The sequence below is a fragment of the Bacillus sp. T33-2 genome (assembly GCF_002860205.1).
GTDB lineage: Bacteria > Bacillota > Bacilli > Bacillales > Cytobacillaceae > T33-2.
On sequence record NZ_PGVB01000010.1, the window covers coordinates 26,339 to 47,313 of the forward strand.

Here is a 20,975-nt window from a genome sequence, read left to right on the forward strand (position 1 = left end):
ACATAACCACCTTTTTTATATAAGTGTGCTTACGAACTTCCTTGTTTCTTCATCCACCTCTTGTATCGTCTCAAGGCTGGGGTTGGCAATTGTATTATGGCCATTCAGCGCTTTTTCAATCATGTCCTCAATTTGAAGAAAAGAGATTTTGCCATCCAAAAAGGCGGCAACCGCAATTTCATTTGCAGCGTTCAGCACGGCAGGCATTGTCCCGCCTGTTTTGCCTGCATCATAGGCAAATTGAAGGCACCTGAAGCGGGTGAAATCCATTTTCTTAAAATTAAGTGTCCCGATTTCAGCAAGATTAAGCCTTTTGCTGGAACTTAACGGGGCTCGGTCAGGGTAGGTCAGTGCATACTGGATTGGCACTCTCATATCAGGTGTGCCTAGTTGCGCCATGATGCTCGTATCATGGAATTCGACCATGGAATGAATGATGCTTTCTTTATGGAGCAAAACGGAAATCCTTTCATATGGCAAAGAAAACAGCCAGTGTGCTTCGATTACTTCCAGGCCTTTATTCATCATTGTTGCCGAATCGATGGTGATTTTTGCACCCATTGACCAATTGGGATGATTCAGGGCATCTGCCACAGAAACATTTTTAAGCTGCTCCCTTGTCAAATCCCGGAAACTGCCGCCGGATGCAGTAATGATCAGCCTTTCAATATTTTTCGGATTTTCGCCCTGCAATGATTGAAAAATAGCCGAATGTTCACTGTCAACAGGAAGGATCGGCACGCCATGTTTTTCGGCAGCTTCCATCACAATATGCCCCGCGGTCACTAGGGTTTCTTTATTGGCAATCGCAATTGTCTTGCCGGACTTGATCGCTTCCAGGGTCGGTTTTAGGCCGACACTTCCAAGCACTGCATTCACAAGTATATCTGATTTATGGTACACAGCGGCTTCCTCCAGGCCAGCGCTTCCATAACTTATAGCCTGGCCAGGGAATTCCGCTTTTAAAGCCTCGCTATCCAATTTATTCTGTACAGAGACAAACTCCGGGCTGAATTCCATGATAATTTTCCGGGCCAAATCGATATTCCGTCCGACAGACATGGCCGAAAGCTGAAATTTTTCCGGATGCTCCCTGATAATATCAAGTGTCTGCATCCCGATTGACCCGGATGCCCCCAACAGGCTGATTCTTTTCACATCGTTCACTCCTAAATATATGGCAAAGGCAAAACCTGTTGATGGATTTCACCTGCATCTTCACTGGTATAAGCCTTTACAGTAAATGAAAAAAATGCAATAAAGGCCAGACAAACAGCAGGCTGTCAAACCTGTCCAGAATTCCTCCATGTCCGGGCAGGATATTTCCGGAATCTTTAACATTGTAATGGCGTTTCATTGCCGACTCTACCAGATCGCCAATCTGGCCAAAAATGGACAAGAAAACTGTCGCGATCAACAACAGCACGGGAGAAGCATCGATACCCGTGAACAGGAAAACTGCCGCGACAATCAATGCGCAGAAAACCCCGCCAAAAAAGCCTTCTACCGTCTTGTTAGGGCTGATTTCCGGCCAAAGTTTATTCTTTCCGATGGCCCGCCCGATGAAATAAGCTCCTGAATCAGTTGCCCAAATGATGAACAGTGAATAAAATACATACGTCAGCCCGGCCTCGGCTCCTCTTGTCTCGAGAAAATAATAAAAGCCGATGCCGACATAGAGTGTCGCGAGCGTAGAAAACGCGACGTCCTCAAAAGTGAAGCGGTTTTTGGTTATCACTGTATAAGTCAAAAACAACAGGACCGCAAGCATCGCAAGCTCGATTTTGGTGTAATTCATCGTGTCGAGGATACCCTGGTACTCCTTTGGCAGGAGGAAGATCCATAAAAGAATAAGGGAGATCAAACCGGGTACTGATAACAGCTTTAAATTCCTCATCTTTAGCGCTTCGTACAATCCAACAGATGCCAATAGATACACCATCAGTGTAAAAGGAATTCCCCCGAAAATGACGATCGGAAGGAAAACGGCTGCTGCTATGACTGCTGTTATGATTCTTTGCTTCATCTAATTTTCACACCTTTAAAATACGTTGGGAAGGGTGAAGTTTATACTCCCCCAAAGCGCCTCTGCCGTCCTTGATAAGCTTCGATCGCTTCCACAAAATGGCCCTCGCTGAAATCAGGCCACAAAACATCCGTAAACCAGAACTCAGTGTATGCGAGCTGCCAAAGCATGAAGTTGCTCAATCGGATTTCACCGCTTGTTCTGATCAATAGATCTGGATCTTTTAATTCTGAAGTCATCAAATACGAAGAAAAAAGGCCTTCATTGATGTCTTTTTCATCCATTATACCACTTTTGTAATCTCTCGCGACTTGCCTGACAGCCTCCAGTATTTCCCCTCTGCTGCCGTAATTCAGTGCGAAATTTAAGATTAGCCCTGTATTGGAGCTTGTATCATTGATTGCTTTTTCAACTGCACGGATGGTATGGGCAGGAAGATTATCCTTATATCCCATCATTTTTACCTGGACGTTCTCCTCTATCAGTTCCGGTAAAAACGTCCCGAGGAATTCCTCAGGCAGTTTCATCAGGAAGTCAACTTCCATCTTTGGCCGTTTCCAATTCTCAGTGGAAAACGCATAGACAGTAAGCGCGTTAACACCCAGCTCATTTGCGAGCCTGGTGATTTTGCGGACCACTTTCATCCCTTCATGATGGCCCGCAACTCGGGGCATCGCCCGCTTTTTTGCCCACCTGCCATTCCCATCCATTATGATGGCCACATGGGCTGGGACATCATGCTGTTTTATTAGTGCAATTCGATCCCGGAGATCGGAAGAGTTATTGTTCTGGTTCTTCCAGATATTTAATTTATTTAACATAAAGACAGTCCTCCAAAATAGGATAATCTGACCCTCCGATGAAACTAAATCCGGCATGATTCAGGCAGGTTAATGCAGTCCCCTATTTCCACATGCTCTTATCATACCAAAAAAGGAAAAAGATATCTCTATAAAAGAGTATGTACAGAAAAAGTGAAACAGAATAAGGCAGCAGGATAGATCAAATAGTTTTTATCACACACAATTGGAATATGTAATCAGCATTTCGCCACCGTTGAAAAACCATTTAATAGAGAAAAAACCCCCTGAAAATAGAGGGTCTTTTTGCCTGGCAAGCAGATGTTTGTTAATATAAACGGATTAAACCTCGAGTATTTCTTTTTCTTTGTCTTTGGTGATCTGGTCGATTTTGCTGATATGGTCATCTGTCAGCTTTTGGATGTCGTCAGAATAGCCGCGCAGGCCATCCTCTGTGATGTCACCGTTCTTTTCAAGCTTTTTCAAGTCATCGTTTGCATCGCGGCGAATATTGCGGATTGCAACCTTTGCTTCTTCTGATTCCTTCCTGACAACCTTTGCAAGCTCTTTCCGGCGTTCTTCAGTAAGCTGGGGAATGGCGATGCGGATGACAGATCCATCATTGGTAGGGTTCAGGCCGAGATCTGATTTCAGGATCGCCTTTTCGATATCCCCAAGGATGGACTTGTCATACGGCTGGATCACAAGTAAACGGGCTTCCGGTACAGTTATGCCCGCAAGCTGGTTTACAGGTGTTGGAGCGCCATAATAATCAACCGTGATCTTGTCAAGCAATGATGCACTTGCGCGGCCGGCACGAATGCTGGCCAACTCGCGAGTGTAAGCCTGGATTGCTTTTGTCATCCGATCTTTTGCGTTGGCAATAACCTGTTTTGGCATTAGTTTTTCCCCCTCACAATTGTTCCAATTGTTTCGCCTAATACAACTCTTTTAATATTTCCTTGTTCCATAATTGAGAAGACAATCAACGGGATGTTATTGTCCATGCACAAGGATGAAGCAGTTGAGTCCATTACGGCAAGTCCTTCTTTCAGGACATCAAGATAAGAAAGTTCATCATATTTTATGGCGTTCTTGTCAAAACGCGGATCGGCTGAATACACTCCGTCCACATTGTTTTTCGCCATTAAAATGACTTCTGCCTCGATTTCGGCAGCACGCAGCGCGGCGGTAGTATCGGTTGAAAAGTAAGGATTTCCTGTACCCGCAGCAAAAATGACTACCCGTTTTTTCTCCAGGTGGCGGATTGCTCGGCGCCGGATGTATGGCTCTGCAACCTGGCGCATCTCAATGGAGGTCTGTACTCTTGTCTCGATGCCAACCTGCTCAAGACTGTCCTGAAGGGAAAGAGAGTTCATCACTGTGGCAAGCATACCCATGTAGTCGGCGGTTGCCCGGTCCATACCCATTTCTTCACCGATTTTTCCGCGCCAGATATTCCCGCCGCCTACAACAACAGCTACCTCTACACCCAATTCAGCGATTTCCTTCACTTGTTCCGCAACATTTTTAATTACAGCAGGATTGATACCAAAGCCTTTTTCCCCGGCTAAAGCCTCTCCGCTTAACTTTAAGACAACTCGTTTATATTTTGGACTGCTCATAAGAACCTCCATATGTAGAATAAAGCTGGACAGTTTCAAAAACAGGGAACACTTGGGTGTTCCCTGAAATCAATATCTGATGCTAATTATTTTTTGTTAACCTGGTTCATTACTTCTTCAGCAAAGTTGTCTTCACGTTTTTCGATGCCTTCGCCTACTTCATAGCGAACGAATTCACGGATTTTGCCGCCTTTTGATTCAACAAACTGGCGTACTTTTTGATCAGGATTTTTAACGAAAGCCTGGTCATTGACACAAACATCCTCAAAATATTTGCTTAAGCGGCCTTCCACCATTTTTGCGACAATATTTTCAGGCTTGCCTTCGTTTAATGCCTGCTGAGTCAATACTTGACGCTCGCGTTCTACTTCTTCCTGGGAAACCTGGTCGCGGGATACGTATTTTGGATTTAACGCAGCAATATGCATGGAAACGTCCTTTGCAGCATCCTCGTCAGTAGTACCTTCTAAAACAGTAAGTACGCCGATTCGTCCGCCCATGTGCAAGTAAGCGCCAAATGCGTCGTTGTCAGTTTTCGTTTTGACTTCAAAACGGCGCAGCGTCAGCTTTTCACCGATTTTTGCGATTGCAGCGTTGATATGTTCTTCTACAGTAGTGCCATTATCCATTTTCTGTCCTGCAGCTTCTTCAACAGTAGCAGGCTTATTTTTAAGAAGGTGGGCAGCGAGTTCTTGAACAAGGGTCTGGAAGCCTTCATTCTTCGCTACGAAATCAGTTTCAGAGTTCACTTCAAGGATAACTGCTTCGTTTCCTTCCACTTTAATGGATGTAATACCTTCAGCAGCGATGCGGTCAGCCTTTTTCGCAGCTTTTGCGATCCCTTTTTCACGAAGGTAATCAATCGCTTTTTCCATGTCACCGTCTGTTTCCTGAAGCGCTTTTTTGCAGTCCATCATTCCGGCGCCAGTTTTTTCACGAAGTTCTTTAACCATTTGTGCAGTAATTGCCATAATCAAAATCCTCCTTATATATACGTTATGTAACTATACCTTTTTTCCGCGCGTTTTATTCAGGCGCGGACTATTACACTTTAAAAAAAGGTGATAAAGGGTGCTTCCCTCATATCACCTTTTTAGCAAAATCAAAAAAGTTTGCAGTCTTACGTCAGATGTTGCCTAGTTGCAGCGCCTAACCCCTCGGGTCTGATGAAGGCGCCTCCGCTTTATTTATTTAAGCTTCAACAGGAGCTGCTGTTTCTTCGCCTTGCTTGGACTCCATGATGGCATCTGCCATTTTGCCTGTTAAAAGTTTAACAGCGCGGATAGCATCATCGTTTGCAGGGATTACTACATCGATTTCATCCGGGTCACAGTTTGTATCGACGATTCCAACGATTGGAATGTTCAATTTGCGTGCTTCTGCAACTGCAATGCGCTCCTTGCGTGGATCAATGATGAATAAAGCGTCTGGAAGCTGCTTCATGTCTTTGATTCCGCCAAGGAATTTTTCTAAACGCTCTTGCTCTTTTCTTAATTGAACAACTTCCTTCTTCGGAAGCACTTCGAAAGTGCCGTCTTCAGACATTCTTTCGATTTCTTTTAAGCGGGAGATACGCTTCTGGATTGTTTCGAAGTTAGTTAATGTACCGCCCAACCAGCGCTGGTTGACATAGTACATGCCGGAACGTTCTGCTTCTTCCTTTACAGAATCCTGAGCTTGTTTCTTAGTTCCGACGAAAAGGACAGTACCGCCCTCGGCAGCAAGTTCTTTTACGTAGTTGTATGCTTCTTCAACCTTTTTCACTGTTTTTTGAAGGTCGATGATGTAGATGCCGTTACGCTCGGTGAAAATGTATTTTTTCATCTTAGGGTTCCAACGGCGAGTCTGGTGGCCGAAATGTACACCAGCTTCAAGCAATTGCTTCATTGAAATGACTGACATGTTTTTTCCTCCCTGGTTTTGTTTTTCCTCCGTCCATCTCATCTTCAACCGGAAACTGTTGGCACAGCACCATCCGCTTAAATCCATGAACGTGTGTAATTAACACCATGTCATAATATAGCACATGTGCAATTCACAATCAAGTTATTCCTGTTTGTTTTGCTGAAATTTAAGTAAAAGCTCGATCTCGGTCTGGCCCTTGTTAAGTGTCCTGGCGGTTTCTTCAATAGAAAAACCTTGTTTTTGAAGGGCCAGCACCTGGTTTAACAGAGATTCCTGGTGATTCAATTCTGCTAGCCCCGGGTTTATTGTTGAGTCTGGAACCGGTGGAACAGACGGCACAGGTTTGTCTTCCAAAAACTCTTTATTCTGCTGGTAAGCAGTTTTGGCAGCATAAAATGTTACGCCTTTTCCGGTGCGCGGCAGATTCCCGTTTTCCTGCTTAGGCTCTGATCCAACTGGCCCGCCATTATCATCCCGGTATCCTTCACTGGCTGCCTGTACATTAAACGGAACCGGTCCAGTGCCTTCAGCCTCGTTCATGCCCGATTTTTCGGCAGGCACTCCGTTAGCAAGAGCCTGTTTTAAACGGGTTATGAATTGATCATTTTCTTCCTTCATTTCGATTAAATAGGCAGAAAATAGCTCTTCCATTTCACGAAGAATGGTTTCCTGCTTATTCTCTGCCTGCATCAGGCGGTTCTGCCTTAAATATAACAAAATCACGGCGAATATAGCCACGATATTCAATGTAAGGCTGACGAGCAAAAGAAACGTGGTCATACTATCCCTCTATCCGCTGTAGTCGATAATCTTCCCTTTATAAGGGTGTGGTTCCTGCCGGCTTCGAGCCGGCTCCTTTTGTTTTCTTTCCTGGTTGCTTCCATGATGGTGCCCCGGACTCTGATCCTGATTAAGCCCAGCTTCCTTTTTTTGTTCATGTTTGTACACAGTATTCCGCTTTTGGTCATCTTCCTTCTGAACACTCTGTGCAGCATGTTCTTGGATGTGCTGGCCCCGCTGCTGAATCTGCTCCTGGATTTTCCCTGCCTCATGTGTTCTTGGAAGTGCGACCTGCATCTCGATTGATTTCAGGCTCACTCTGTTAACACTTCCTTTTATGAAATGCGCCACGCTCGTTTCAACCGCAGTTGGACAGTTATTAAACTATCGGCTTTGTCTGTATTTCTCCGTCATCAAAGAAGAACTGTACGTTTGACATGGTCTGGTTTGTTGTGTACGCGTATTTGCCGAAGTAAATCTTTGTGTTTGGATACACTTTATCGTAAATTGACAGGGTTGCTTTGAGCATGCCCAGTCTATCTTCTTCTGTTTCTGCCAGTCTTTCATTGCAGGCTGCGAGTTCTTTTTCCATGCCCAGCCTGGTTGCACGCTGTTTTTTGACCAGTATCACTTGCTCTGCAGAAAGCTGTCCTGAAGTTTTCAGAACCTGTAATAACTTTGACTCAATTTCCGTTAATTTTTTTATATTCGCTGCTATAGCTTCGATCTCAGACCGAAGCTGGGCTGCCTGTTTATCCAGGGCTGGATCCCAGCCCACTGCCAGCTCCGTTTTTGTGAACAGGCGATTTCCCAGTTCTTTAACATATATATTTTTGCCAGCTGTCAAAAGGCCGCCGACCACATGGCCTGACCTGCAGTCTATTTCGCCCCCGGCAATGATTTTGCTTTGGACGATCGAGGATTTTACAATGACATTATGCCCTGCCTTGATGACGGCATGGTTCAAGTATGCAGCCTGCACATTTCCGCCGGCATTTATGCTGCCTTTAAGGCCGCCGGCAATGCCGCCCTCAATAAGAATGTCTCCTTGCGCCTCGATATGGGATGCCTCGACCACACCGAAGATCCTGATGTCTCCACCGGCTTTTAATTGATAGCCGCCCGGTACATTGCCCCTGATGACAATATTTCCTATAAAATCAATATTTCCTGTTTTTAAATCAAGATCGCCCGGTACTTCAAACACCGGGTTTACTGAAATCCTTGTCCTTGAAATGCTGAGCTGCCCATCGTTGGCGGCAAAAAATTTACCTTCTGTGAAAACGACATTTGCTCCTGGCTTAACAGCCAACGGCTTTCCATCCCGTGCTTTTATGGTGCGCCCGCATACATCAATCCCGTCCACTCCATTGCCCGCAGGAACCACACTGGCCAAAAGCTGCCCCTGCTTGACAGAAGCAATATCAAGCACGTTGCGAAAATTAATTTTGCCACCGGAAGCTTTGCCAATGTCCCTCATTTCATTTCGCAAATATGCATCTTCCCCGTTAACCGGCAGAAGTCCTTCTGCAATCGTTACTGGATATTCAACGGAAGCTGAATCTTTCGAGATTCCGTCCAAAACCTCAGTCCTGATGCCATAGACTATTTCCTTCTCTTTTAGCAGGGCCAGCAGCTCATCAACTGTTATGGAAAAGCCGCTGACTGGTTTATGAGATATATTCAATTGCGCAGTCAACCGGTCTTGGCATAACTGTAAATCGAACAGCCCTTCCATATCTGTCTCCTTTTCTACAAGGTTTTTTCTAATAGATTCCTAAGCTTATAAAGTGCCTTCGAATGTATTTGTGAAATCCTTGAGGTTGATAGATCCATTACATGGCCGATTTCTGTCAGGGTCAGCTCTTCATGGTAAAACAAACTGAGTACCAGCTGTTCTTTTTCATTGAGCTTTGATACCATTGCAGCCATTTCCTCCAGCATTTCTGCCCTGATGACTTTTTCTTCAGGTATTTCAGACTTATCGTCTTTGATGACAAACGATTGACCTTCTTTTTCATCATGGTCCTGCGGTTGTTCATCAACGGATAGCACATTAGCAAAGAATTGTTCATTCATGGTCGTATAAATATCTTCTTCATCCATGTTCAATTCTACTGCCACTTCCATAACGGTGACATTACGCATATATTTTTGTTCCAGCTTTTCGATTGCTGCATCTATTTTTTTTGCCTTTTCCCTTGTGCTTCTTGGCAGCCAGTCTTCCTTTCGCAAGCCGTCCAAAATGGCGCCGCGAATCCGGAAAGAAGCATATGTATCAAATTTTAAATCCCTGTTCGGATCGAATTTTTCGAGAGCGTCATATAATCCGAGCATCCCAAGGCTTTTCAGGTCATCCCTTGACACGCTCTTTGGAACAGTCGCTGAAATTCTTTGGACATGGTAGGATACGAGGGACATATATTTTTTTATCAGCAAGTTTCCTGCATGCGGATCACGAGACTGGACCCATTTCTCCCAGATTATTTGTTCTTCGGACTTAGATGCCGGCATCATGGCAATCCTCCTCTTAAATATTCCGCATTGGGACTAACATAATTATAAACAAAAAACCTTTTGCAGCAACGGCCAGGCCGCATGAACCGATTGTTCAATAAAAAATCAGCCCCGTTCCAGTTAAGGGAGAGCTGAGTTTTTTATGCAGCAGACTAAATATCGTGTACTCCCCTATTCACCGTCCTGATTTGCAGGATTCCTGTGCCAGGGTCGAATTGAATTGTCCTGCCGCTGTTTCCGCCCACGTCTTCACTGGCAATCGCAATGTTCAAGTGTGCCAGCTCCATTTTGACCGCCTCGACATTTCTTGGCCCTATTCTCATTAAGTCACTGCCGGCAAATTGGAACATCTGCGCACCTCCAGCAATCTTTGCCCTCAAGGATGATGTTCTTGCGCCGTTTCGGAGCAGTATGGAAAAAAGTTCTTTCACGGCTGTGTCAGCATATTTTGCTATGTTTACTGGCCCGGATTTCGCCAGTGAGGAATCAGGCAGCATGATATGTGCCATCCCGGCCAGCTCCCGTTTCAGGTCATAAATCACTACCCCGACGCAGGAGCCAAGCCCTGTCGTCCTGATGACGTTCGGTGTCCTCACTATGTTCATATCCGCTATCCCTACTTTAATGATATCAGTAATCTTATTCATCAGCAGGGACTCCAAGTGCTTGAAAAATGATATTAAAAGAGTCGGGATCCGGCAGGAGGAAAAAATGGCCTTTGACACTGTCCGGAAGCGTGGCATCCTCTTCATTCAGGATTGTATCAATGACAATGGCATAATCGCCCACCTGCGAAAGCTGCAGCAATCCAAAGCTGATAACTGCTCCTGCCATATCTATGCTGAGAGCGGGAACAGTAGGAAAAAGTGTCAAACTAGTAAAATCAGACAGGGACGAGAGGTATGAGCCGGACAGGATATTGCCGAGCTCCTGCAATGCTGAGAGTGCTAATTCATCATACATCTCCTCCGTGAAAGAAAACGCAATCTCCCCGATTAGCAGCTGGACAAATTTTTCAGCCTGCTCAAGCGGCAGCATGAAGAACATGCTTCCCGGAGCATCTCCTTCAATCCGCAAAAAGACACTGGCGACCACATTCTCCGATCCGCCCGCCATGTCCATCATTTCATCAAAAGAGACAATCCGGACACTCGGGACTTTCATGTCAACCTTTTTACGCAGTAAGGTGGACAGGGAAGTGGCTGCATGTCCTGCGCCAATATTCCCGATTTCTTTTAAAATATCAAGATGCATGTCGGATATTTCGTTAAGGAATGACATAATATACCTTCGTTTCTACAGTTCTTTTGCTTGCTTTGAACTTAATACGTTCTCAAGGTCAATCAAAATCATGAGACGTTTGTCGATTTTGGCGACACCTTCAATGTATTCGGACGCAACAGAACCAACTATTTCCGGTGGCGGCTCTATCATGGCGGAAGGGATGTCAATGACATCATTAGCTGCATCGACAATCAGGCCTGCTTCATTATCTCCTATCGATACAATGACGACTCTTGTAGATTCTGTATAATCTGCTTCATTCAGCCCGAACCGGATTCTCAAATCAATTACCGGAGTGACCACTCCCCGCAAATTGATGACTCCTTTGACAAAAGGAAAGGTATGGGGTACCCGTGTAATATGCTGAACCTTTTCGATTGACCTTACCTGTGCGACCGGAACTGCGTATTCCTTGCCATCTATTTGAAAGACGATCACTTTCAGGTCGGTAGTTAACGCCATAGCCATATCTGCTCACTCCTCTTATTTTTATATATTTTCACATTAAAGGGGCTGGGGCCTGTCCCCAGTGAAATACCCCTTTAACGTGGCGGGGGCCTGTCCCCCAATGAATTAACGCTTTAGCGACGTGGGCCTGACCCCTGGTTGGTTAATGCTTTATTTGATTAATGCGTTGCAGTCTACGATCAATGCTACCTGGCCGTCTCCGAGGATGGTTGCGCCGGAGATGGCGAATACGTTTGTCAGGTAATTTCCGAGTGATTTGAGCACTACTTCCTGCTGCCCAATGAACGAATCAACGACCAGGCCGGCCATCTTTTCGCCTTTGCGTACGATGATCACGGAATGGAAATTGTCTTGATTTCCCGCAGAAGGCACTTCAAAAATATCCTTCAGGAACAAGAGCGGCACTACCCTGCCCCTGAAATCGATCACTTTTTGATTATGGGCGCTTAAAATATCTTCGTCTTTTACAATTGCTGTTTCAATAATGGACGATAACGGGATAGCAAACTTCTCTTTTTCGATTTCAACAAGCATGACCGAAATGATCGATAAAGTCAGCGGGAGCTGAATGGAAAATACTGTTCCTTGATTCTCAGTGGAATCGATCGATATCGTTCCGCCAAGTGATTCAATTGTATTTTTTACTACGTCAAGGCCAACACCGCGTCCTGAAATATCGGAAATTTTCTCGGCGGTGGAGAACCCGGATGCCATGATTAAGTCAAAAACCTGATTGTCAGTGAGGGCGTCAGCGGCCTGCCTGGTAAGAATGCCTTTGCTTATGGCTTTGGAAATCACCTTTTCCCTGCTGATTCCGGCTCCGTCATCTTCTATTTCTATAAAGACATGGTTTCCGCTATGGTAAGCTCTAAGAACAACTGTCCCTTCTTCACTCTTGCCCTTGGCCTTCCGCTCGGCAGGAGTTTCCACGCCATGGTCCAAGGAGTTCCGGATGAGGTGTACAAGCGGGTCGCCGATCTCGTCAATTACAGTACGGTCCAGCTCTGTTTCAGCACCGATAATCTCAAGATTAATCTTTTTATTTAAATCCCGGGCCAGCTGGCGCACCATGCGCGGGAACCTGTTAAACACTGTTTCTACCGGGACCATGCGCATATTTAAAATGATATTTTGCAGGTCACCGGAAATCCGGGACATTCTTTCAACCGTTTCATGGAGCTCGCCATTGTTCAGCTCCCGTGAAATTTGTTCCAGCCTGCCTCTGTCAATGACCAGTTCCTCGAACAGGTTCATTAAAATATCAAGTCGTTCGATATTCACCCTGATTGTCTTATTTCCGCCATTAGATTTTGCTGCCGTTTTCGTTTCAGTTGCAGGAGGCTCCTCCTGACCGTCCGGCTTGTCCTCTTTGACAGGAGTTGATGGCGCTTCCTGTACTGGTTGGTCCAGTTCGGAAAAACCATCCAATGACACGGGCTGGATTTCAACCTTCACTACTTCCGAAACCTTCATGACTTTTGACTTGATGTCATCCGCACTTTCCTTTGATACAAGAGTAATTGAAAACTCCTGATCAAATTGTTCATCCTCAAGCTGTTCAACAGGCGGATTTGACTTGATGACTTCCCCTGTTTTCTCCAGTACTTCAAAAATCATGTACACCCTTGCTGCTTTTAACAGACAGTCTTCCCTGAGGGAGATCGCAAGCTCATAAACCTCAAAGCCTTGTTCCTTCGACTGGCGGAGCACTGTCAGTTCAAATTCATCGTACTCATTCTTGAATTGCTTTTTGTCCGCGACTGCGGCGGCGGCTTCCGCATTTGATTGAACAGCAGAAGGGCTTTCCCCTTTTTCAATCAGCTTCAATTTCTCAACTGCGTCCGAAACGTCTTTTTTTCCGTCACCGCCTGATGCAATTGACTGGACCATTTCTTCAAGGTAGTCAACCGCCAGAAAAACCACATCCAAAATTTCCGCCGTAACTGTCAAACGGTTATTACGGATTGCATCAAGCACATTTTCCATCTGGTGGGTAAGGCTGGCTAAATCCTCGTATCCCATTGTTGCGGACATGCCCTTAAGTGTATGGGCTGAGCGAAATATTTCATTCACGATCGACAGGTCTGCAGGATTTTTCTCCAGTTCTAAAAGGTGCTGGTTGCACGACTGTAAGTGTTCTTTGCTTTCTTCGATAAAAACTTCTAAGTATTGATTCATTTCCATGGTTACACCCCCGGCCTTTATATGTATTTCATAATTGCTTCAGCGATTGTCTCGACATTCTTCACTTCATCCACCAGCCTTGTTGCAATAGCGGATTTTGGCATCCCGAAGACAACAGATGTTTCCTGGGATTCAACAATCGTTTTCACATTTCCCGACTTTTTCAACTCAACAAGGCCTTTTGATCCATCCGCCCCCATGCCGGTCATGATGACTGCAATTTTTGTGTAGCCGGAAATGCGGCTGACGGATTCAAACATCACATCCACAGATGGGCGGTGTCCACTTATCGGAGGAGTCTGGACAAGGCTGGCGGCCAGCGATATTCCGACCGTTTTTACCTCCAGATGGTATCCGCCTGGTGCGATATAGGCAGTTCCCCTCTTCAGGATTTCACCATCTTCCGCTTCTTTAACGGTAATTTTGCAAATCGTATTCAGGCGGTTTGCAAGCGATTTGGTGAAACCTGCCGGCATATGCTGCACGATTAGTACAGGAGCAGGAAAATTTTCCGGCAGACGGGTCAGCACCTGCTGCAGTGCCCTTGGCCCTCCTGTGGAAGTTCCAATGCAAACCAGTTTTTTTCCATTCTTTTCGGGAGGGACATTCACAAAAGTGGAATGTTTTTCCTCTGTGGTTACTAGTTCTATTTTACTATAACTCTCTTCATTTTCACGTGAATTTTTTCCTGGAAGCCGGCTGTTGGCCACAGTTTTCATATTGGCGCTGCTTGCGGACAACACTTTTTCGGTCAATTCTTCCTTTACTTTATACAAATCAATCGAGATTGCCCCGGATGGCTTCGCAACAAAATCGACGGCGCCCGCCTGAATGGCTTGAAGAGTATTGTCCGCCCCTTCCTTCGTAGTGCTGGAAAGCATGACTACAGGGACTGGCTGTTCATTCATGATTATTTTTAAAACATCGATTCCATTCAGGAGTGGCATTTCTACATCAAGGGTAACGACATCAGGCCTTGTCTGCCTGATTTTCTTCAGGGCATCTTCCCCATTCCGGGCAGTGCCGATTACCTCTATCCGCGGGTGTTCTGAAAGGAAATCGGTGATGAGCTTCCTCATGAAAGCAGAATCATCTACAACGAGGACTTTTATTTTTCCCACGCCTGCCCACTACCTTTCAAATATTAATTGTTTAAGCCTTGAAGCAAATGTCCTTTGTTTACCAGCCACGGTCATGCCATTTTGCCTTGACTCATAATGGTCGACAATCCTCTCCATCGCCCTTGCGGCAGGTGCCTTCCCGTTATAATGCATAAACGGGACCTGATTTCTGACTGCTGTCTGGACCGTCTGATCATCCGGAAGCATCCCGAGCTGCAGCAGTTCTTTGCCAAGAAATTTCTTCAACACGCTGCTAAGCCTCTGCAAAGTTTCCGTCCCCTCTTTTTGTGAACGGACCCGGTTGGCAAGTATGTAAAAGGGAATTCCCTTGTCTTGATGATGGATGTGCTTCATCGTGGCGTAGGCATCCATTATTGCAGTCGGCTCAGGCGTCGTAATCACAAATATCTCATTCACTGACAGTAATATTTTGAGCGTCTCCGGTGTTAACCCTGCTCCCATATCAAAAATAAGATAATCGTATCCTGACATGATATCCTGAAGGTCGTCTATGAATCTCGAAGTATCCGAATCATCCAGGGAGATGAGCTGGTTGAGGCCGCTGCCGCCAGATATATATTGAATGCCGCCCGGGGCTTCGGCAATGATGTCTTTAAGGTCCGACCTGCCAGTCAGGTAATCCGCAATCGACAGGCTTGACGTGCGTCCCATTAAAATTTCTATGTTTCCCATACCGATATCAAGGTCGAACAGCAACACCCGTGAGCCCCGCTTGGCTAATGAAATGCAGAAATTCAGGGAAAAGTTTGATTTCCCTACTCCACCCTTGCCGCTTACTACTGCCAATGTCTTGGCGTGCTTCCTGGTAGATTGCTGTTTAAGCCTGTTCCTTAAGTTCTCTGCCTGATCTCTCATATCAATCAAATACCCCGGTCAAAGTATTGGCAATTACCCGTGGTTCAGCCTCGATCAGGTCATCAGGGACATCCTGCCCATTCGTCAGGTAGGCAATCCCTGTCGAAAATTTTTCAGACATATTGAGCATTGACCCGTAAATGGATGTTTCGTCGGTCTTCGTAAAAATAAACCTGTCAATGTGGATCAATGAGAATTGCCTGAAAATCTCTTCCATATCCTTTTGTTTAGACGTAAGTGAGAGTACTAGAAACGTTTCCATCTCACCGTCATAATCAATCACTGTTTTCAGGTCCTCCACGTACTTTCTGTTACGGAAATTTCTTCCGGCAGTATCGATTAGAACAACATCATATTCTATGAAACGGTCGGCTGCATTTTTAAAATCTTCCAGGTTGTAACAGACTTCCAGCGGGATATCCAAAATTTTCGCGTATGTTTTTAGCTGGTCAATGGCTGCAATCCGATAGGTGTCTGTCGTAATGAATGCTACTTTTTTCTTGTGCTTCAGGACACAGTCAGCCGCGAGCTTTGCAAGCGTGGTTGTTTTTCCGACACCCGTCGGGCCAACGACATTGACAAATTTCCTTGTAAATGAAATCCCGCCTGATGGAAAGTTGGACATCCGTTCATTTACAGCGTCTTTTAACCAAGTTATTACTTCGGCTGAACTCGCATCCGCTCCGGTGGTATACCATTTTTCCATCAGTACCCCCAGAAGTTCCTCCCTGATGATAGCGTCTATTTCCTGGCTTTCAAGTAAATGAGCTGCCATTTTCACTGGTCCTGGATAAGGTACAGCTGAAGTGCTGCCATGTGGTACAGAGGTTAACAGCTTTTTTAGTTCACTGATCTCCTTCAGCCACTCAGGCGGCTGGGCTGGATTTAAGGAAGTGCCCGCATCCACTGGCTGGGCTGTTTCTTTGACAGCCTTCGCAGATGGCAGGCGAGGTACTTTCTCTTTAAGTTCCTGCTTCATTCCTGCCGAGGATTGAGGATCGACAGCCGCTATCACCTCTATATGGCTTTTGCGGAAAAAGCCAAGAAAGCCTCCTGACTGGATCGTTCTTGAATTTAATATGACTGCTTCGGTTCCAAGCTCGGCACGGATATGTTTCATAGCTTCGGACATTGAGGAAGCTGAATATTTTTTGATTTTCAATCTACGTTCACCACCCCGACACTTTGAACTTCTACGTTAGCTTCAAGTTCGTTATAAGATAAAATAGGAATTTGTGGAAAGTATCTGTCGGTCAGCTGCCGCACGTACATCCTCACTGCCGGGGAGCAAAGGACCACAGGAGTCTGCTCCATCAATGACAGCTGTTCAACCTGGGAAGCCACTGATTCCAATATGCCCTGGGAGACAGATGGATCGAGAGACAGATAGTTCCCGTGTTCAGTCTGCTGCACCCCGTCGGCAATCAGCTTTTCGACACGTCCGGAAACAGTCACCACTTTCAGCGTATCCCCCGGCCTTGAATATTGGTTCGTAATCTGGCGGGCAAGTGCCTGGCGTACATATTCAGCCAGTACGTCTGTATCTGAAGTCACCTTGCCAAAATCGGCCAGCGTTTCGAAAATGATCGGCAAGTTGCGGATCGATACATTCTCTTTAAGCAGCTTGGCAAGCACTTTTTGGACATCCCCGACTGACAGTGGATTTGGCGTCACTTCCTCGACCAATATCGGATAGCTTTCCTTCAAATGGTCGATCAGCTGTTTCGTTTCCTGCCTTCCCAACAGCTCATGAGCGTTTGCCTTGATCATTTCAGTTATATGTGTGGACACAACAGATGGAGGGTCCACGACCGTATAACCGAAAACTTCGGCCTGTTCCTTCATTTCTTCGGTAATCCACTTTGCCGGCAGGCCGAAAGACGGCTCAATCGTATCGATCCCCTCAATTGACTCATCCTCCACTCCAGGACTCATCGCAAGGTAATGATCTAGTAGAACCTCTCCCCTTGCCATTTCATTTCCCTTAATCTTTAAACGATATTCGTTCGGCTGCAGCTGGATATTGTCCCTGATCCTGACTACCGGGATGACAAGCCCAAGTTCAATTGCAAGCTGCCTTCTGATCATGACAATCCTGTCGAGAAGGTCCCCGCCCTGGTTCGCGTCTGCAAGCGGAATCAGTCCGTAGCCAAATTCAAATTCAATTGGGTCGACATTCAATAAGTTAACAACACTTTCAGGACTCTTCATCTCATCCATCTGGATCTCCTCCTCGAGTTCCAGAAGTTCGTTCTTATCCGGTTCCGGAATCCTTGAGAGGGCGAATCCTCCGGCACCAAGCATTCCCGCAATTGCCATTGTCAGCAAATCATTGATCGGTGTAAACAAGCCGAGCAAAAAGATCGTTCCTGCCGCAACATACATCATTTTTGGAAAGGCGAACAACTGGGAAGTGATGTCCTGTCCCAAGTTGCCATCCGATGCCGCCCTGGTAACCACGATACCTGTTGCGGTGGAGATCAGCAATGCAGGCACCTGGCTGACAATGCCGTCACCTACCGTCAGAAGCGAGAAATGGTTGGCAGCATCAGCGAAGCTCATATCCAGCTGCATCATCCCGATGATAATCCCTACAATGAGATTTATAAGAACGATAATGATTCCCGCAATGGCATCGCCTTTTACGAATTTGCTGGCACCGTCCATTGCCCCGTAGAAATCGGCTTCACGGCTTACTTTTTCTCGGCGTTCGCGGGCTTCATTCTCGGAAATCATTCCGGCGTTCAGATCGGCATCAATGCTCATCTGTTTTCCGGGCATCGCATCTAGCGTGAAGCGGGCAGCAACCTCGGAGACCCGTTCCGACCCTTTGGTAATGACGATGAACTGGATAATGATCAGGATGACAAACACGACCAAACCGACAACAACATTGCCGCCGACAACGAAAGTCCCGAATGTATGGACAACTCCGCCTGCCTCGCCAGTGGAAAGGATAGATCTTGTAGTTGACACATTCAGCCCAAGCCGGAAAAGGGTGAGCAGGAGCAGCAGCGATGGAAACACGGAAAATTGGAGCGGCTCAGTCATATTCATGGTTGTTAACAGCACTAAAAGCGCCAGTGAAATATTGACCATGATGAGCAGGCTCAACAGCCATGTCGGAAACGGAATGATTAACATGGCCACAATTAAAATAACGCTTAGCAATACCGATAAATCTCTAGCTGACATACTGTTTCTCCCCTAACTTGAGCGGAAAAATAAAACTGAGGAATTTCCACTATAAAACTTTATTTTTCGTCCTGTATACATAGGCAAGGATTTCTGCCACTGCCTTGAAAAATTCTTCTGGTATGGCATCTCCGATTTCTGCCTGGCTGTATAACGACCTGGCAAGCGGCCTGTTTTCCACTGTAATGACTTCATTTTCTTTCGCGATCAGCTTGATTTTTTGGGCGACGAAATCGACCCCTTTTGCAACGACAAACGGCGCATCCGACTTCAGTTCGTCATACTTGAGAGCGATAGCATAATGAGTTGGGTTCGTGATGACCACATCCGCCTTCGGAACTTCCTGCATCATTCTCCTCATTGCCATCTCCCGCTGTCTTTGCTTGATCTTCGATTTAATCAGCGGATCCCCTTCAGAATTTTTATATTCATCCTTGATATCCTGCTTTGACATACGGATACTTTTCTCAAAATCATACTTTTGATAGAGATAATCCAGCATCGACAGAAAAAGCAAAGCACCGGAAGCGTACAGGCCCATTTGAACCGTCAGGCTGGCCAGGACAGCAATGGTTGCACCCGCTGATTTCTGGGCCAGAGTCAAGATTTCGTCAATCCTTGTCCAGAGCACTGTGAAAGTGACCGCACCGACAAACGCGATTTTTAAAATCGATTTAAGCAGTTCCACAACTGCCCTCATCGAAAAAATCCTTTTAAAGCCGCTGATGGGATTGATTTTTTCCAATTTCATCTGAATCGCTTCTGTGGAAAATAAAAATCCAACCTGAAAGTAATTGGCTACAACCCCGGCAACCATCGCCACAAGCATGACCGGCCCCAGGAACAATGCCAGGTCCTGCAGAATTTCCAGCATGACCACATGAACACTGTTCTCGGTAAGGTCCATATGCATGTATTCCTGAAGCGAATGGCGCAGTAAATCTGATAGATGGTTAAACAGTGTCTTTCCGAAAAACAATAGAAAAAGAAATACCGCAAGGAGCACAACAGCAGTATTGACGTCCTGGCTTTTAGCAACCTGGCCTTTTTTTCGGGAATCCTGCCGTTTTTTCGGGGTTGCCTTTTCAGTTTTTTCACCTGCAAACAACTGCAGGTCAAGCTTGATTAATTTCACTTATGCCCCTCCCATCAGCTCCAGCAATCCGCGCATTGCAGTGAACATGGAAGAAAACAGTTCGCCTGCCACGTACATCATGACCCCCATGACGGCAATCAGCACGATAAAACTCACCGCAATTTTTACCGGAAGGCCTACCACGAAAATATTTAGCTGCGGAACCGTCCTCGCAACAATCCCTAGCGCCACATCGACAAGAAACAGGCAGCCGACAACCGGCACTGACATCTGAAAAGCAATGATAAACATGGAATTGAAGGTTTCAATCACAAACTCTGCCATGTTTTTACTGCCGAAAGGAAGCCACACCTGGTCGATCGGAACAAATTGATAGCTGTAAAAAATGCCGTCCAAAAGCAAGTGATGTCCGTTAACTGCCAATAAAAACAACAGTGCGATGGTATATAAATATTGCCCCGTCAACGGGCTTTGCGCCCCTGTCTGGGGATCGATCACGTTTGCTATTGCAAACCCCATCTGGAAGTCGATAAAGCCCCCGGCTATCTGGATTGCGGATATCACCAGATGGGCGATAAAACCGATCATTACCCCGACAAGTGCCTCTTTCATGATAAGAAGATAATAAGCCCCGTCTATTTCTAGCTCAGGTGCTTCGACCGCAGAATACATGATGACAGCCAGGAAAAATCCGATTCCTATTTTATGAGAAGACGGTATGGTCCTGTACGAAAAAAGCGGCATCATTAAAAAAAACGATGTAACCCTGACAAAAATCAACAGGAATGCCGGAAAAGCAGGAAAAAATTCTGCGATGCTCATCCTACGAATCTCGTAAGGTCAGAGAATATCTCAGTTGTATAGGAAAGCATATGACTGAGCATCCACGGCCCAAAGAACACGATCCCGAGCAGGACGGCGACAATCTTCGGAATAAAAGCGAGCGTCTGCTCCTGGATTTGTGTTGTAGCCTGAAAGATACTTACAATCAGCCCGACAACCAGTGCCAGGACGAGCAATGGGCCTGAAATCATGAGAACCATGTAGATTCCCCGTTCAGCTATTGAAATCACTGTTTCTGTCGTCACATGAATCACC

Annotated in this window: 22 protein-coding genes; all 22 read right to left on the reverse strand. The window is 45.8% G+C overall.

Annotated features, from left to right (window positions below; translation table 11 throughout):
• Window positions 1–15: 15 nt before the first annotated feature.
• Complete coding sequence (gene dxr / locus CVD19_RS07045) at window positions 16–1,158, reverse strand: 1-deoxy-D-xylulose-5-phosphate reductoisomerase (RefSeq protein ID WP_101581150.1); 1,143 nt, start codon at window positions 1,156–1,158, stop codon at window positions 16–18.
• A gap of 76 nt (window positions 1,159–1,234) precedes the next feature.
• Window positions 1,235–2,026 (reverse strand): phosphatidate cytidylyltransferase, encoded by a 792-nt coding sequence (locus tag CVD19_RS07050; protein ID WP_101581151.1) that lies wholly within the window; start codon window positions 2,024–2,026, stop codon window positions 1,235–1,237.
• A gap of 41 nt (window positions 2,027–2,067) precedes the next feature.
• Complete coding sequence (locus tag CVD19_RS07055; protein WP_101581152.1) at window positions 2,068–2,847, reverse strand: isoprenyl transferase; 780 nt, start codon at window positions 2,845–2,847, stop codon at window positions 2,068–2,070.
• A 321-nt stretch (window positions 2,848–3,168) separates the two neighbouring features.
• On the reverse strand, window positions 3,169–3,726 hold the full coding sequence (frr, locus tag CVD19_RS07060; RefSeq protein WP_101581153.1) for a ribosome recycling factor: 558 nt from the start codon (window positions 3,724–3,726) through the stop codon (window positions 3,169–3,171).
• Window positions 3,726–4,451, reverse strand: a complete 726-nt coding sequence (pyrH, locus tag CVD19_RS07065; protein ID WP_101581154.1) for a UMP kinase — start codon at window positions 4,449–4,451, stop codon at window positions 3,726–3,728. Before pyrH ends, frr begins: the two co-directional genes overlap by 1 nt.
• Before the next feature lie 86 nt (window positions 4,452–4,537).
• Window positions 4,538–5,422 carry a translation elongation factor Ts gene (gene tsf, locus CVD19_RS07070; protein ID WP_101581155.1) on the reverse strand — a complete coding sequence of 295 codons (885 nt, stop codon included), beginning with the start codon at window positions 5,420–5,422 and terminating at the stop codon, window positions 4,538–4,540.
• Window positions 5,423–5,642: 220 nt separating this feature from the next.
• A complete protein-coding gene (gene rpsB / locus CVD19_RS07075) occupies window positions 5,643–6,353 on the reverse strand; it encodes a 30S ribosomal protein S2 (protein WP_101581156.1) in 711 nt (236 codons plus the stop codon).
• Window positions 6,354–6,497: 144 nt separating this feature from the next.
• Window positions 6,498–7,136: a hypothetical protein gene (locus CVD19_RS07080; RefSeq protein WP_101581157.1), complete on the reverse strand. Its 639-nt coding sequence runs from the start codon at window positions 7,134–7,136 to the stop codon at window positions 6,498–6,500.
• Between the two features lie 9 nt (window positions 7,137–7,145).
• Window positions 7,146–7,454 (reverse strand): hypothetical protein, encoded by a 309-nt coding sequence (locus tag CVD19_RS07085; RefSeq protein WP_101581158.1) that lies wholly within the window; start codon window positions 7,452–7,454, stop codon window positions 7,146–7,148.
• A gap of 61 nt (window positions 7,455–7,515) precedes the next feature.
• Window positions 7,516–8,874 (reverse strand): DUF342 domain-containing protein, encoded by a 1,359-nt coding sequence (locus CVD19_RS07090; protein ID WP_101581159.1) that lies wholly within the window; start codon window positions 8,872–8,874, stop codon window positions 7,516–7,518.
• A 14-nt stretch (window positions 8,875–8,888) separates the two neighbouring features.
• The gene (locus CVD19_RS07095; RefSeq protein WP_257985077.1) at window positions 8,889–9,650 is read right to left on the reverse strand and encodes a FliA/WhiG family RNA polymerase sigma factor; all 762 of its coding nucleotides are present in this window, start codon (window positions 9,648–9,650) and stop codon (window positions 8,889–8,891) included.
• A gap of 155 nt (window positions 9,651–9,805) precedes the next feature.
• Window positions 9,806–10,300, reverse strand: coding sequence for a chemotaxis protein CheD (locus CVD19_RS07100; RefSeq protein ID WP_101581161.1), 495 nt, complete (start codon window positions 10,298–10,300; stop codon window positions 9,806–9,808).
• On the reverse strand, window positions 10,293–10,934 hold the full coding sequence (locus CVD19_RS07105; protein ID WP_101581162.1) for a chemotaxis protein CheC: 642 nt from the start codon (window positions 10,932–10,934) through the stop codon (window positions 10,293–10,295). The genes CVD19_RS07100 and CVD19_RS07105 overlap by 8 nt, the downstream gene beginning before the upstream one ends.
• Before the next feature lie 15 nt (window positions 10,935–10,949).
• On the reverse strand, window positions 10,950–11,405 hold the full coding sequence (locus tag CVD19_RS07110; RefSeq protein ID WP_101581163.1) for a chemotaxis protein CheW: 456 nt from the start codon (window positions 11,403–11,405) through the stop codon (window positions 10,950–10,952).
• 150 nt (window positions 11,406–11,555) lie between these two features.
• Entirely contained in the window at window positions 11,556–13,589 is a 2,034-nt protein-coding gene (locus CVD19_RS07115) for a chemotaxis protein CheA (protein WP_101581164.1), read from the reverse strand.
• A gap of 17 nt (window positions 13,590–13,606) precedes the next feature.
• Window positions 13,607–14,710 (reverse strand): protein-glutamate methylesterase/protein-glutamine glutaminase, encoded by a 1,104-nt coding sequence (locus CVD19_RS07120; RefSeq protein WP_101581165.1) that lies wholly within the window; start codon window positions 14,708–14,710, stop codon window positions 13,607–13,609.
• A 9-nt stretch (window positions 14,711–14,719) separates the two neighbouring features.
• Window positions 14,720–15,586, reverse strand: coding sequence for a MinD/ParA family protein (locus CVD19_RS07125; RefSeq protein ID WP_101581166.1), 867 nt, complete (start codon window positions 15,584–15,586; stop codon window positions 14,720–14,722).
• A gap of 1 nt (window position 15,587) precedes the next feature.
• Window positions 15,588–16,748 (reverse strand): flagellar biosynthesis protein FlhF, encoded by a 1,161-nt coding sequence (gene flhF, locus CVD19_RS07130; RefSeq protein ID WP_101581167.1) that lies wholly within the window; start codon window positions 16,746–16,748, stop codon window positions 15,588–15,590.
• Window positions 16,745–18,781, reverse strand: a complete 2,037-nt coding sequence (gene flhA / locus CVD19_RS07135) for a flagellar biosynthesis protein FlhA (RefSeq protein WP_101581168.1) — start codon at window positions 18,779–18,781, stop codon at window positions 16,745–16,747. Before flhA ends, flhF begins: the two co-directional genes overlap by 4 nt.
• 49 nt (window positions 18,782–18,830) lie before the next feature.
• Window positions 18,831–19,916 (reverse strand): flagellar biosynthesis protein FlhB, encoded by a 1,086-nt coding sequence (flhB, locus tag CVD19_RS07140; protein ID WP_101581169.1) that lies wholly within the window; start codon window positions 19,914–19,916, stop codon window positions 18,831–18,833.
• Complete coding sequence (fliR, locus tag CVD19_RS07145; RefSeq protein WP_101581628.1) at window positions 19,917–20,693, reverse strand: flagellar biosynthetic protein FliR; 777 nt, start codon at window positions 20,691–20,693, stop codon at window positions 19,917–19,919.
• Between the two features lie 2 nt (window positions 20,694–20,695).
• The gene (gene fliQ / locus CVD19_RS07150; RefSeq protein ID WP_101581170.1) at window positions 20,696–20,965 is read right to left on the reverse strand and encodes a flagellar biosynthesis protein FliQ; all 270 of its coding nucleotides are present in this window, start codon (window positions 20,963–20,965) and stop codon (window positions 20,696–20,698) included.
• Between the last annotated feature and the right edge of the window lie 10 nt (window positions 20,966–20,975).

What these genes read in the sequence shown, in the direction of transcription:
- frr (WP_101581153.1), bottom strand. Translation starts at nt 3,726, where the DNA reads ATGCCAAAACAGGTTATTGCCAACGCAAAAGATCGGATGACAAAAGCA.
- CVD19_RS07105 (WP_101581162.1), bottom strand. Translation starts at nt 10,934, where the DNA reads ATGTCATTCCTTAACGAAATATCCGACATGCATCTTGATATTTTAAAA.
- pyrH (WP_101581154.1), bottom strand. Translation starts at nt 4,451, where the DNA reads ATGAGCAGTCCAAAATATAAACGAGTTGTCTTAAAGTTAAGCGGAGAG.
- CVD19_RS07090 (WP_101581159.1), bottom strand. Translation starts at nt 8,874, where the DNA reads ATGGAAGGGCTGTTCGATTTACAGTTATGCCAAGACCGGTTGACTGCG.
- CVD19_RS07100 (WP_101581161.1), bottom strand. Translation starts at nt 10,300, where the DNA reads ATGAATAAGATTACTGATATCATTAAAGTAGGGATAGCGGATATGAAC.
- rpsB (WP_101581156.1), bottom strand. Translation starts at nt 6,353, where the DNA reads ATGTCAGTCATTTCAATGAAGCAATTGCTTGAAGCTGGTGTACATTTC.
- CVD19_RS07095 (WP_257985077.1), bottom strand. Translation starts at nt 9,650, where the DNA reads ATGCCGGCATCTAAGTCCGAAGAACAAATAATCTGGGAGAAATGGGTC.
- CVD19_RS07110 (WP_101581163.1), bottom strand. Translation starts at nt 11,405, where the DNA reads ATGGCTATGGCGTTAACTACCGACCTGAAAGTGATCGTCTTTCAAATA.
- CVD19_RS07080 (WP_101581157.1), bottom strand. Translation starts at nt 7,136, where the DNA reads ATGACCACGTTTCTTTTGCTCGTCAGCCTTACATTGAATATCGTGGCT.
- CVD19_RS07055 (WP_101581152.1), bottom strand. Translation starts at nt 2,847, where the DNA reads ATGTTAAATAAATTAAATATCTGGAAGAACCAGAACAATAACTCTTCC.
- CVD19_RS07115 (WP_101581164.1), bottom strand. Translation starts at nt 13,589, where the DNA reads ATGGAAATGAATCAATACTTAGAAGTTTTTATCGAAGAAAGCAAAGAA.
- CVD19_RS07125 (WP_101581166.1), bottom strand. Translation starts at nt 15,586, where the DNA reads ATGAGAGATCAGGCAGAGAACTTAAGGAACAGGCTTAAACAGCAATCT.
- tsf (WP_101581155.1), bottom strand. Translation starts at nt 5,422, where the DNA reads ATGGCAATTACTGCACAAATGGTTAAAGAACTTCGTGAAAAAACTGGC.
- CVD19_RS07050 (WP_101581151.1), bottom strand. Translation starts at nt 2,026, where the DNA reads ATGAAGCAAAGAATCATAACAGCAGTCATAGCAGCAGCCGTTTTCCTT.
- flhA (WP_101581168.1), bottom strand. Translation starts at nt 18,781, where the DNA reads ATGTCAGCTAGAGATTTATCGGTATTGCTAAGCGTTATTTTAATTGTG.